Genomic DNA, 13044 nt, shown 5'->3' on the forward strand with positions numbered 1-13044 from the left:
GCCTATACTGGCTAGACCATCACCGCATGGAGGCGCTACATGTTGAAAGTCACGGAGAGTGAAATCGCGCAAGAGCTGGATAGCTATCTGCACCAGGCTCTGACGCAGACGATAGTTGTCGAACACGCCGAGCGCGACCCGGTGGTCGTGCTGTCACTGGCCGAGTTCGAGAGACTGCAAGACGTCGACGACCAGCACTGGGCCGATTGCGCCCGCAAGGCCAACGTCGAAGGGTATGTCGATCACGATCATGAAGTGCGGCAGCGGCTGGCCGCCGCCATGAAGGACAAACGGCTCGCCTGCATCAGGAAGGGACCGCATTTCGAACACCACTAGCAAAAAAAATCGCCTGTCTCAAACAGGCGATTTTTTTGTTACGCTGCGACTTTTTCGTCGCGCAGCTGACGCCGCAGGATCTTGCCGACGTTGGTCTTCGGCAGCTCATCACGGAACTCGATGTACTTCGGCTTTTTGTACGCGGTCAGCTCGTGCTTGCAGAAGTCCAGCAGTTGCTCGGCGGTCAGGTTCGGATCCTTGCGCACCACGAACAGTTTGACGGCCTCGCCGGAGTTCTTGTCCGGCACGCCGATGCACGCCACTTCCAGCACGCCCGGATGCGAGGCGACCACGCCTTCCACTTCGTTCGGATACACGTTGAAGCCGGACACGATGATCATGTCCTTCTTGCGGTCGACGATGCGCGTGAAGCCCTGCTCGTTCATGATGCCGACGTCGCCGGTCTTGAAGAAGCCGTCGGGCGTCATCGACTTGGCGGTTTCGTCCGGACGGTTCCAGTAGCCGGCCATCACCTGCGGGCCGCGGATGGCGATCTCGCCCGTGCCGCCCAGCGGCAGCACGTTGCCGTCGTCGTCCAGGATGCACACTTCGGTCGACGGAATCGGCAGGCCGATGGTGCCGGTGAATTCCTTGATGTCCACGCGGTTGGCGGTGGCCACCGGCGAGGTTTCCGACATGCCGTAGCCTTCGATGATCGGCGTGCCGGTCAGCTTGAGCCAGCGGTCGGCCACGGCTTGTTGCACGGCCATGCCGCCGCCGTTGCAGACCGAGTACGAGGAGAAGTCCAGCTTGGCGAAGTCGGCGTTGTTGAGCAGCGCGTTGTACAGCGTGTTCACCGCAGGGAAGACAGCCACGCGGTACTTGGCCAGCTCCTTGACGAAGCCGGGAATGTCGCGCGGGTTCGGTACCAGCAGGTTCAGGCCGCCCATGCGCATGCCCATGAAGGCGCTGATGGTCAGCGAGTAGATGTGGTACAGCGGCAGCGCGCACACGAACACCAGCTGCTCGGCCTGCGGCTTGAACTGCAGCCAGGCTTCGTTCTGCAGCACGTTGGCGATGATGTTACGGTGCAGCAGCACGGCGCCCTTGGAGACGCCGGTGGTGCCGCCGGTGTATTGCAGGAAGGCGATGTCGTCATGGCCCTGCTTGACCGGATCCAGCGCCAGGCGCGAGCCCTCGGCCAGCACCTGCTTGAACGAGACCGAGCTCGGCAGCGAATACGACGGGACCATCTTCTTGACGTTGCGGACCACGAAGTTGACCAGCGCGCCCTTCAGCGTGCCCAGCATGTCGCCCATGGTGGCGACGATCACGTGCTTGACCTGCGTGTGCGCCAGCACCTGCTCTACCGTGGTGGCGAAGTTCTCCAGCACGATGATCGCTTCCGAACCGGAGTCCGTCAGCTGGTGCTGCAGCTCGCGCGGCGTGTACAGCGGGTTGACGTTGACCACCGTGTAGCCGGCGCGCAGGATGGCGGCCATTGCCACCGGATACTGCAGCACGTTCGGCAGCATGATCGCCACGCGCGCGCCCGGCTTCAGGCCCTTGCTTTGCAGCCAGGCGCCCATTTGCAGCGACAGCTTGTCCAGCTCGCCGTAGGTGAGGAACTTGTCCATGCAGACGTAGGCGTTGCGGTCGGCATACTTGCGGAACGATTCCTCCAGCAGGTGCGTGACCGAGCGGTACTGCGTGCTGTCGATCTCGGCGGGCACGCCTTCGGGGTAGGACTTGAGCCAAATCTTTTCCATGTCTTATGCAGCTTTCTTGTTCTGGCCGGGTGGTTCGTCGCGCAGCATGCGCCGCAGGATTTTCCCGACGTTGGTTTTGGGCAGCTCCTCGCGGAACTCGATATATTTTGGCTTTTTATAGCCGGTAAATTGTTCTTTGCAATAGGCCATCAACTGATCGACCGTGAGGTTCGGATCCCTGCGCACCACGAAGATCTTGACCGCCTCGCCCGAGTGCTCGTCCGGCACGCCGATGCAGGCGCATTCCAGCACGCCCGGATGCGCGGCGATCACGCCCTCCAGCTCGTTCGGGTAGACGTTGAAGCCGGACACCAGGATCATGTCCTTCTTGCGGTCGACGATCTTCACGAAGCCGTTCTCGTCCATCACGCCGACGTCTCCGGATTTGAAATAGCCGTCGGCCGTCATGACCTTGGCGGTTTCATCAGGACGGTTCCAGTAGCCGGCCATCACCTGCGGGCCGCGGATAGCGATCTCGCCCGGCTGGCCCAGCGCCACTTCGTTGCCGTCGTCATCGAGGATAGCGATTTCGGTCGACGGCACCGGCAAACCGATGGTGCCGGTGAAGGCCGAACTGTCGGCGCGGTTGCAGGTAGCCACCGGCGACGTTTCAGACAGGCCATAGCCTTCGATGATGGACACGCCCGTCACCTTCAGCCAATTGTCGTTGACGGCCTGCTGCACCGCCATGCCGCCGCCGTTGCAGATCTTCAGGCCCGAGAAGTCCAGGTTGCCGAACGACGGGTGATTCAGCAGCGCGTTGTACAGCGTGTTCACGGCCGGCAGCATGTTGAACTTGTACTTGCTCAGCTCCTTGATGAAGCCGCCGATGTCGCGCGGATTCGGAATCAGGATGTTCAGCGCGCCCACCCGCGTGCCCCACATCGCGCAGCAGGTCAGCGCGAAGATATGGTACAGCGGCAGCGCGCAGACGATGGTGATCTGCTCGGTCACATTGCCCAGCGCCGGCTTGGACCAGGCCTCGTTCTGCAGCAGGTTGGCGACCAGGTTGCGGTGCGTCAGCGTCGCGCCCTTGGAGACGCCGGTGGTGCCGCCCGTGTACTGCAGGAAGGCCGGATCGGTGGGTTCCAGCGACACCGGCGTGAGCTTCATGCGGCCGCCCTGCGACAGCGCATCCTTGAAGCGCACCGCGTTCGGCAGCGAGAACGGCGGCACCATCTTCTTGACGCTGCGCACCACGAAATTGACCAGTGCGCCCTTGAGGCCGCCGAGCATCTCGCCCATGCTGGCCACCACGATGTGCTTGACTTGCGTGCGGCCCAGCACCTGCTCCAGCGTGGTCGCGAAATTTTCCAGGATCAGGATGGCTTCGCAGCCCGAGTCATTGAGCTGGTGCTCCAGTTCGCGCGGCGTGTACAGCGGGTTGATGTTGACCACGGTGTAGCCGGCGCGCAGGATGGCGGCGATGGCGATCGGATATTGCAGCACGTTCGGCATCATCACGCCGACGCGCGCGCCCTTCTTCATGCCGCGGCTTTGCAGCCAGGCGCCCAGACGCTTGGAGTAGGCGTCGACTTCGGCATAGGTGAGGAATTTATCCATGCAGACGTAGGCGTTGCGGTCTGCGAACTTGTGGAAGGACTCTTCCAGCAGCTGGACCAGCGAGCGATACTGAGTCGTGTCTATCTCCGTCAGCATGCCGGGCGGGTACGACTTCAACCAGATTTTTTCCATCCTGTGCCTCGTGTCTCGAATTATCGTTGTAAGGTCCGGCGCACAGTGCCGGTTCAGGGTCGGTCATTCGTCTATGCGAACTTCGAGAGCCTACTTATCACGATGCTATCGGGCAGCAAGCTCGGACGCAAGCGCATTTAACCATATTTGAATGCAGCTTCTAACGGCTTTTTATGCTGCATTGCAGCATCAATGTGTGCCTTGCGGTGTGGCATCCGGCTGCTGGGTGGCCTCCGCGTTGAGCAATACCGGGCGACCCAGTTGCTGCAACTGCTGCTGGCGTTGAACTAGATCAAGAGAAGCTAATTTTTGCACTGCAGCATAAAAACGCACGAACGTTCGTTCCTGCTTCAGCAAAGAACGGAAGGCGGGCAGATAATCGTGGTAAGTTCCCACAGCGCTGAGGTGGGCGTTGGTCAGCGGCTCGGCAAACCAGCGGTCGTAGCCGGCGTAGCCGCCCCAGCTGTCCTTCAACTTCTGGTAGTCGCTTTTCAGGTGGGCGAAGATGCGCGCCTTCTCCGCGCGCTTGTGGCGGGTGCTGGTTTTGCTGGCGTAGGTGTCGGCCAGCATTTTGCGGTGGCGTACCAACAGTTCCAGGAAATCCTGGCGGCGCGCGTTGTAGCGGGTGTAGGCCTCGCGCATCGGATCGGTGCCGTACAGCTCCAGCCAGCGCGCCACGCCGGCCTCCTCCACCGCCGTCGCGAAGCCTTCGTTGAACTGGGAATCGCCTTGCACGTACACCACCTGGTGCGCCAGCTCGTGGAACACCATGCGCGCCAGCTCGGCGTCGGAATAGTTGATGAAGGTCGACAGCAGCGGATCGCTGAACCAGCCCAGCGTGGAATAGGCCGGCACGCCGCCGACCTGCACGTCGTTGCCCTCCTTGCGCAGCTCGTCGGCGTAGACCATCGCGTCTTCCTTGCTGTAGTAGCCACGATAGCTGACGCAGCCGGCGATCGGGAAGCACCACTGGATCGGCCGCAACGAGAGTTCCGGCGTCGCCACCACATTCCACAGCACGAAGGGACGCGTGAGCGCGGCGTAGTTTTTGTAGCTGGCGTTGTCGGGCAGGCCCAGTTCCTTGACGGCGAAGCGGCGTATCAACAACGCTTTTTCCAGGCGGGCCTTGAGCTGGGGATCGGTGGACGGATCGCCCAGCCAGTCTTCAATCGGACGGGCATCCGACCACAACGCATACTGGCCTTGGGCGGCTTGCATGTAGTACTTGAGTTGCGCGCAGCCAGCCAGCATAAGTGCTGCGCAGCCCGCCGCCAGCCAGTATCTGGCGCGGACGATTCGGCGGGCTAAGTTGCGCATACATTACCTTCAAGCAGCGACTCTTTCGACTTGTACCAGTGTATCGTAAAAAGTTGGTGCGCGGCCCATATCGGTTAACTGTTGGCTGGTAACCTCATTGGCGTTTTTACCATCCCTGCCTAGCTTTTTCCACCACACTGACAAGCCTACAACAAGGCCCGCGCGCGCCTTGTCCGTCACGCGTGCCTTGGCGATGAAGGTGCCGCGGTCATTGAAGATGCGCACCATGTCGCCGTCGGCGATGCCGCGCGCGGCGCTGTCGTCGGGATGGATGTCGAGGTGCGGCTCGCCCTCCGCCGAACGCAGGCTTTTCACGTTGACGAAAGTGGAGTTGAGGAAGTTGCGCGCCGGCGGAGAAATCATCGCCAGCGGATAGCGCTTGGCCAGCTCCGGGTTGCTGGCCACCGATTCATACGGCGGCAGGTAGGCGGGCAATGGATCGAGTCCGTCGGCCGCCATCGTTGCGGAGTAGAACTCGCACTTGCCGGACGGCGTGGGGAAGCCGCCGTGCGCAAACGGCGCGTCGGGCATGTTGAGTTTCTGCCAGCCCTTTTGCTTCAGCGATTCCCAATCGAAGTCGACCGCGCGGACGTCCCGCGCGTCGAAGGCCATCGCCGCCAGCTGGTCGTCGCTGTCCTGGAAGCACGGGTCGTCAAAGCCCATGCGCGCGGCCAGCAGGCGGAAGATTTCGGTGTTGGCCTTGGCCTCGCCCATCGGCGCGATGGCCGCGTTGTTGGCCATCATGTACAGGTGGCCGTAGGCGGTGTGCGTGTCGATGTGCTCCAGCTGCGTGGTGGCCGGCAACACGATGTCGGCATAGTCCACGGTATCGGTCTGGAAATGCTCCAGCACCACGGTGAACAAATCCTCGCGCGCGAAGCCGGCCATCACCTTGCCCGAATCGGGCGCGATCGCCAGCGGGTTGGCGTTGTAGACGATCACCGCCTCCACCACCGGCCCGAACTCCGGCGAGCTCTCGCGCAGCAGGTCGTCGCCGATGGTGGTCATGTTGATGGTGCGCGGCTGCTTCTTCAGCAAGTCAGGCCGCTGCAGCGCCGCCTTGTTGGTCGGGAACGAGCCGCTGGACGACAGCTGGATGCCGCCGGCCGGATGGCGCCACGCACCGACCAGCGCCGGCAAGCAGGCGATGCTGCGCACCGACATGCCGCCGCCGCGCACGCGCTGCACGCCGTAGTTGGCGCGGATCGCCACCGGCTCGCCAGCGCGCGCCATGCCGCCGTACAGCCGCGCCAGGTCGACCACCTCGGCCACGCTGATGCCGCAGGTTTCGGCGGTGCGTTCCGGCGTCCACTCGGCGGCGCGTTGCTTCAGTTGATCGAAGCCCAGCGTGTGCTGCGCGATGTAGTCGTGGTCGAGCAGGTCTTCGGCGATCAGCACGTGCATCAGGCCCAGCGCCAGCGCGGCGTCGGTGCCGGGCAGCAGCGCGATGTGCTGGTGGCATTTCTCCGCCGTCAGCGAACGGTAGGGATCGATGGCGATCAGCTTGGCGCCGTTGCGCTTGGCCTCTTGCGCGCGGGTCCAAAAGTGCAGGTTGGAAGCGATCGGATTGCCGCCCCAGATCACGATCAGTTTCGCGTTCTGGAACTGTTCAAGGTCAATACCGATCGAGGCGCCGATGGTGTACTTGTAACCGGTGGCGCCGGCGGTCGCGCAGATGGTGCGGTCCAGCAGCGAGGCGCCGATGCGGTTGAAGAAACGCATCGACATCGACTCGCCCTGCACCAGCCCCATTGTGCCGCAATAGCTGTACGGCAGGATGGCTTCCGGCGCGCGCTCGGCCAACGGCTTAAGCCGGGCGGCGATGGTGTCGAGCGCCTCGTCCCAGCTGATGCGCTCGAACTTGCCCTCGCCCTTCTTACCGATGCGGCGCAGCGGATGCAACAGACGGTCCGCGTGGTAGGTGCGCTCGGTGTAGCGCGCCACCTTGGTGCACAGCACGCCGGCCGTGGTTGGATGGTCGGGGTCGCCCTTGACGGCGGTGGCCACGCCATCCTCCACCGTCACCAGCAGCGCGCAGGTGTCGGGGCAATCGTGCGGGCAGGCCGCGCGGACTTGTGTCGTTGTCATGTCTTGGATCAAAAATCGTGGACGGAAAGCAGTATGGTAAACGAAATGGAGACGATTCCGTCCGCTCTGGATTTGTTCACCTGACAAGGGCTACAATGGCTGCTCTCGCCACCCAAAAGGCAGGCGAACCCGATCTTGGAGAAGCAGATGAAACTAGTTGATCCCATCATTGCATTTCAATCTGAAATACAGCAAATCCGGCGTGACCTGCACGCCCATCCCGAGCTGTGCTACGAGGAGCAACGCACCTCCGACATCATCGCCGACAAGCTGAGCGAATGGGGCATCCCGGTGATCCGCGGGCTGGGCCTCACCGGCGTGGTCGGCATCATCAAGCACGGCAGTTCCAAGCGCGCCATCGGCCTGCGCGCCGACATGGACGCGTTGCCGATGCAGGAGGTCAATACCTTCGCGCACGCCTCGCGCCATCCCGGCAAGATGCACGCCTGCGGCCACGACGGCCACACCGCCATGCTGCTGGGCGCGGCCAAGCACTTGGCCGAGCACCGCAATTTCGACGGAACGGTTTACCTCGTTTTCCAGCCGGCAGAGGAAGGCGGCGCCGGCGCGCGCCGCATGATCGAGGACGGCCTGTTCGAGCAGTGTCCGATGGACGCGATCTACGGCATGCACAACTGGCCGGGCGCACCGGCCGGCACGATGAGCGTGGTCGAGGGGCCGATGATGGCTTCCAGTAACGAGTTTTACGTCACGGTAAAGGGCAAGGGCGCGCACGCGGCCCAGCCGCACAAGGGCATCGACCCGGTGATGGTGGCGGTGCAGATCGCGCAGAGCTGGCAGACCATCATCAGCCGGCAGAAGAGCCCGCTGGACACGGCCGTGCTGTCGATCACGCAGATCCACGCCGGCAGCGCCACCAACGTGATTCCCGACGAGGCCGAGCTGGTCGGCACGGTGCGCACCTTCACCCAGCCGGTGCTGGACATGATCGAGCAGCGCATGGGCGAGATCGCCCAACATACGGCGGCCGCGTTCGGCGCCGAGGTGGAGTTCAAGTTCCGCCGCAATTATCCGCCGCTGGTGAACCATCCGGCCGAGACCAAGTTCGCGGTCGAGGTGATGAAGTCGGTGGTGGGCGCGGACAAGGTCGACGACAACGTCGAGCCGACCATGGGTGCGGAAGACTTCGCGTTCTTCCTGCAGGCCAAGCCGGGCTGCTACGTCTTCATCGGCAACGGCGAAGGCGATCACCGCGACGGCGGCCACGGCCTCGGCCCGTGCGTGCTGCACAACGGCAGCTACGACTTCAACGACAACCTGCTGCCGATCGGCGCCAGCTTCTGGGTGCGGCTGGCGGAGATGAGCTTGCCGGTGGCTTAGGCCAGCTTGTCCGGGGCGGTGCCAACGCGCTGTCCCGGGTTCAGGGCCTCCAGTCCCAGCAGGGCCGCCGAATGATCGGCCTGCGGGACAGTCTCCACCAGCGCTTGATAACGTTCGGTCACCAGCTGCGTCACCGGCAAGGTGATGCCGGCCGCTTCCGCCGCAGCTAAAATATTGCGCTGATCCTTCAACTGGGTCTTCACCTGTCCGCCCGCGACAAAGTTCCGGTCCAGCATGCGCTGGCCATGTACATCGAGGATTTTGCTTTCGGCGAAGCCGCCGCGTATCGCCGCCCGCATCGCGGCCGGATCGGCGCCGGCGGCCTGCGCCAGCAACAAGGCCTCGGCCACGATGTTGATGGTAGCGCCGACGATCAACTGGTTGCACAGCTTGGCCACCTGGCCGCTGCCGGCCGGGCCCACCAGCGTCGGCCGGCCCATCACGGCCAGCACAGGCTCCAGCTCGGCGAAATCATCCGCATTGCCGCCCGCCATGATGGCCAGGGTGCCGGCCGCCGCACCGCCCACGCCGCCGGACACCGGCGCGTCGACAAAGCGGCGTGCCTGCGCGGCCAGCAGCGCGTGAAACTCCTGCGCCTCGGATTGACGGGTCGAGCTCATGTCCACCCACAGCGCGCGCGGCGCCAGCGCCGGCAGCGCGGCGCGCATCACCTCGCCAACGATGGGGCCGGCCTCCAGCATCGAAATGACGATGCCGGCATCACGCACCGCCTCGGACAGATCGGGCACCGCGTGCGCGCCGGCATCGGCCAGCGCGGCGGCCTTGGCGAAGGTGCGGTTCCAGACCGTGACCTTGTGGCCGGCCGCCAGCAGGCGGCGCACCATCGGATCTCCCATCAAGCCAATACCGAGAAAGGCGATTCGCGTAGACAATTCCAACTCCTGAGATGATCAAAAAAGCAGCCACCCCGGAATATTTTCTGGAACCCCGGTACAATCTTGGCAGCCGTATAAATTGAGATACAGCACTAACTACGCAAGGATACTATGTTCGCTAAAAAATTGATTGCCGCCGCCGTCGCCCTGATCGCGATGCAAGGCGCCTACGCCGATGACAAACTGGTCGACTCCGTCGCCATCGACTACGGCAACGCCGCCAAGGTGCAGATGGTGCGTTTCAGCGCCGCCAAGGACTGGAGCGCGCGCTGGTTCCAATCGAACGGCACGCACCTGAGCGGCTACTGGGAAGCCAGCGCCGGTTTCTGGAAAGAGAGCCAATACCAGAACATTTCGGGCAACACCGCGCATCTGTGGGACGTGGGCTTCACGCCAGTTTTCCGCTTCGAGAACGACAACAAGAAGGGCCTGTACTACGAAGGCGGCATCGGCGTGCACCGCCTGTCCAAGCTGTACGACAACGACACCTACCGCCTGTCGACCCACTTCCAGTTTGGCGACCACATCGGCATCGGCTACGTATTCGACAACAACTGGGAAATCGGCGGCAAGATCCAGCATTTCTCGAACGGCGGCTACAAAAAGCCCAATACCGGCGTGAACTTCCTCGAAGTCAAAGCGGCCTACCACTTCTAAAAATTTGGGGTCAAGTCTGACATTCGGACACGAGCCCTACCGTAGCGCGGTGCTACGGTAGGGCTCGTGTCCGAATGTCAGACTTGACCCCAATGTCTTATACGTTCGTTTCGGCGACGATCTTCCAGCTTTTGCCTTCCTTGGCCCAGTATTGCTTCTTGCGCACCGCGTGGCGGAACTTGCCCACCACGATCTGCTGCGTGAAATTGCTGACGATGACTTCCTCCTGGCTCGGCTGGCGGAAGTAGCTCGGCTCGGTCACAGTCACGCTGATCTTCTTGGCGCCAGGCAGGAAACGGTTCTTGTCCAGCCAGGTGTTCACATCCTCATCGGCCGCCGATTTGAAGCGCGGCGAATACAGCGCCCGCAGGCCAGCATCGTCGCGGTTCTCGACGTCGCGGCGCCACGATTCCACCAGCGAGCTGGCGACACGCAGGTCGCGCTCCATCTGCTCCTTGCTGACGAACTCGACCTGGTCGCCGATCAGGATCGGCGTCTTGCCGATTTCCACCGTGCGGGTCAGCGTGTTGAGGTCGTCGTTGCTGACCACCACGCAGCCGTCGGTCGACAGCGGCGGACGGCTGAAGGTCTCCGGCGGCGTGCCGTGCACCCAGATGCCGGAACCGCTGCGGCCCTGCGCCTTGTCCCAGTCGTTCGGATAGTCGAGCGGCAGCGCGCCCTTGCCGTACATGTCGGGCAGCTTGATGCCGGGCAGGCGGCCGATGATGTAGTACACGCCGACCGGCGTGCGCATGTCGCCTTCCTTGAGCTTGTTGATGCCCAGCTTGCCCTGGCTGACGTAGAAGTCGGACAGCAGACGGATCTGGTCGTTGCGGTTCTCGTACAGGTAAAGGCGCGAATGCTTGGCGTCGACGATCAGCGCGTGACGCTGGTCCTTGCGCATCTGCAGCAGCGCGCGCGGCAACAGCGCAGGCGACGGACGGCCGGGCTCGGCCTGCAGGCGCACGGCCGCCTCGCGGCGCAGGTCGGCCAGCTTGGAATCCTCGCCAGGCGGCACGGCGGCGCCTAACGCGGTCACCGCGCGGGTATGCATCAGCAGGATGTCGCCGCGGACCAGGTGGCCGAGGCGGAAGTTGGGATAGGCCTCCACCAGCGCATCGGCCTTTTGCTGGGCCACGCGCAGGTTGTGCTCGGCCAGCTCGCGGTAGATATCGGACAGCAGCTCTTCGGGATTGGCTTTATGGACGACCGGTGCCCGCGCCGGCTTTTTTGCGGCGTAGCTGACCTCCCCTCCCAAAACACTGAGAAGTACCGCGCACAGCAACGCACTGGCACGCCAGTGTTGTGTAAATCTAAAGTGTGACATCAGCTACCCGAGGCTTCCTGCTTGATCTGCCATTTTCCACCATTTTTGACGAGCACAAGCGTCTTTCGGCTTCTGGCCGTCAGACGGTCCGATTCATACGTCTGGTGGAAGGTCACTTTGGCGGTGTTGCCGTTCACGACCACTTCCGGCGCACCCACGTCGACGCGGATGCGGCCCTTGCCTTCAATGCGGGCACGGCGCTCATCGGCCCATGCCTTGCGCGACAAGCCTTTGGGCGGTTCGAACTCCTGGCTGTAATAGCCGAGGTAGGAGTCGACGTTCTGCGCGGTCCACGCCTTGGCCCAGCCGTGGACCTGGGCCAGCACGGCGTCGCGATCGGACGTGTCCAGCTTCGCGGCTTTTTCCGGCTCGTGCTTGGCAGGTTTCGGCGGCTCCACCTTGGCGGGCTTGGCTGGTTCGGCTTGGGCGACCACTACCGGCGCGGCTTTGACCGGCGCAGGGACAGGTGTCGGCTTCGGCGGTTCGACCTTGGCCAGCACTGGCGCCGGGACTGGTGCGGCAGGCTTGGCGGGTGCGACGGTTGGCGCTGGCGTTGGCATTGGCACCGGCGCGGGCGATTTGGCCAGTGCCGGTGCTGGTGCTGGTGCCGGTGCCGGTGCCGGTGCCGGCAGTCTGGCCGGGGCCGCTACGGGCGTCGGCACCGTCGCGGCGGCCACTTTGACGGCCGGTGCCGGCGGCGTGACGGACAAGGCCGGTATGCGCTGCAGCGTGGTCGACTTGCCGGCATCGGCAGGAATCTGCGAGATCAGCGGCGGCGCCGCATTGGCTGGCGTACGCGGTGCGGTCGCCGCCTGGGCCACCTGCGGCACCGGAGCAGGAACTGGCGCCGGCGCTGCGGTCTCGGGCGCGGCGAACTTGGCGCCCGTGCTGCTGGAGAAATTGCGCAACAGTGTCAACTTGGACTTGGCCGGCGGCGCATTGTTAGCGCCCAACGCCAGCGCCTTGTCATAAGCCTGGCTGGCCATCTTGCCATAGACATCGCCCAGGTTTTCATAGGCCGTCATATAGCTTGGATTGGTGCGTATCGCCTTTTCCAGCGCCACCCGCGCCTTGTCATACTGCCCGCTGGCCGCATACAGCACGGCCAGGTTGTTGTATGGCTCCGGCAGATCTTTGTAATCCTCGGTCAACTTGGTGAAGACGGCGATGGCCTCCTCCGACTTGTTTTGTTCCGTCAGCAGCACGCCCTTCATGAAGCGCATCTGCGGATCGGACGGGTGTTTGCTCAGGTACTCGTTGGTCTTGTTGAGTGCTTCGACAATCTTGCCAGCCTTGGCCAATTTGCTGACGTCGGCCATCTCGTCGGCGCTCGCTGGCGCAGTCGCGAAGATGGTTGCCACGATGCCGGCGGACGCCAGAGCACGGTACAGCATGGATTGGGCTGTCTTGTTTTTCATTGAGTTATAAGGCAAGCACGGAAGAGTACATGGTACACCTTTCGTTTCTTCAGATCAAAATCTAGCTTGTATCTTATATGCCTCTTTTTACGACAAAAAATCGCCGCCGAAAGCAAAAAACCCCACCTGGATCACCGGGTGGGGTTCTTTATATAACTAGCCTGACGATAACCTACTTTCACACTGGTTGCAGCACTATCATCGGCGCAGAGTTGTTTCACGGTCCTGTTCGGGATGGGAAGGGGTGGGACCAACTTGCT

10 protein-coding genes and 1 rRNA gene are annotated in these 13044 nt (G+C 63.0%); 3 read left to right on the top strand and 8 right to left on the bottom strand.

Translation table 11 applies throughout. The features are described from left to right. Nucleotides 1-39: 39 nt before the first annotated feature. Nucleotides 40-336: a hypothetical protein gene (locus ACUJB0_RS24100; protein WP_161096020.1), complete on the top strand. Its 297-nt coding sequence runs from the start codon at nt 40-42 to the stop codon at nt 334-336. Between the two features lie 38 nt (nt 337-374). Here ACUJB0_RS24100 and ACUJB0_RS24105 read toward each other — a convergent pair whose 3' ends face one another. From ACUJB0_RS24105 to ACUJB0_RS24120, 4 genes are all read right to left on the bottom strand, one after another. Then, on the bottom strand, nt 375-2045 hold the full coding sequence (locus ACUJB0_RS24105; RefSeq protein WP_161090176.1) for a long-chain-fatty-acid--CoA ligase: 1671 nt from the start codon (nt 2043-2045) through the stop codon (nt 375-377). Nucleotides 2046-2048: 3 nt separating this feature from the next. After that, nucleotides 2049-3740, bottom strand: coding sequence for a long-chain-fatty-acid--CoA ligase (locus tag ACUJB0_RS24110; RefSeq protein WP_444847436.1), 1692 nt, complete (start codon nt 3738-3740; stop codon nt 2049-2051). A 189-nt stretch (nt 3741-3929) separates the two neighbouring features. Further along, nucleotides 3930-5057 (bottom strand): aminopeptidase, encoded by a 1128-nt coding sequence (locus ACUJB0_RS24115; protein ID WP_444847437.1) that lies wholly within the window; start codon nt 5055-5057, stop codon nt 3930-3932. Between the two features lie 9 nt (nt 5058-5066). Then, nucleotides 5067-7145, bottom strand: coding sequence for a molybdopterin-containing oxidoreductase family protein (locus tag ACUJB0_RS24120; protein WP_444847438.1), 2079 nt, complete (start codon nt 7143-7145; stop codon nt 5067-5069). 147 nt (nt 7146-7292) lie between these two features. On the opposite strand from ACUJB0_RS24120, the gene ACUJB0_RS24125 reads away from it, so the two are divergent. After that, nucleotides 7293-8486, top strand: a complete 1194-nt coding sequence (locus ACUJB0_RS24125) for a M20 aminoacylase family protein (protein ID WP_444847439.1) — start codon at nt 7293-7295, stop codon at nt 8484-8486. On the opposite strand, the gene ACUJB0_RS24130 is transcribed toward ACUJB0_RS24125, so the two are convergent. Beyond that, entirely contained in the window at nt 8483-9379 is an 897-nt protein-coding gene (locus tag ACUJB0_RS24130; protein WP_444847440.1) for an NAD(P)-dependent oxidoreductase, read from the bottom strand. The two genes, ACUJB0_RS24125 and ACUJB0_RS24130, sit on opposite strands and share 4 nt — an antisense overlap. A 114-nt stretch (nt 9380-9493) precedes the next feature. Between ACUJB0_RS24130 and ACUJB0_RS24135 the strand changes: the two genes are divergently transcribed. Further along, entirely contained in the window at nt 9494-10039 is a 546-nt protein-coding gene (locus ACUJB0_RS24135; protein WP_161096013.1) for an acyloxyacyl hydrolase, read from the top strand. 97 nt (nt 10040-10136) lie between these two features. On the opposite strand, the gene ACUJB0_RS24140 is transcribed toward ACUJB0_RS24135, so the two are convergent. The 3 genes from ACUJB0_RS24140 to rrf all read right to left on the bottom strand — a co-directional run. Beyond that, nucleotides 10137-11297 (bottom strand): L,D-transpeptidase family protein, encoded by a 1161-nt coding sequence (locus ACUJB0_RS24140; protein ID WP_444847441.1) that lies wholly within the window; start codon nt 11295-11297, stop codon nt 10137-10139. A gap of 68 nt (nt 11298-11365) precedes the next feature. Next, complete coding sequence (locus ACUJB0_RS24145) at nt 11366-12760, bottom strand: L,D-transpeptidase Cds6 family protein (RefSeq protein WP_444847442.1); 1395 nt, start codon at nt 12758-12760, stop codon at nt 11366-11368. A 183-nt stretch (nt 12761-12943) separates the two neighbouring features. Beyond that, a 5S ribosomal RNA gene (rrf, locus tag ACUJB0_RS24150) occupies nt 12944-13044 on the bottom strand; the annotation flags it as partial.

The sequence above is a fragment of the Duganella caerulea genome, assembly GCF_040362985.1.
Classification (GTDB): Bacteria; Pseudomonadota; Gammaproteobacteria; order Burkholderiales; family Burkholderiaceae_D; genus Rugamonas; species Rugamonas vulcania.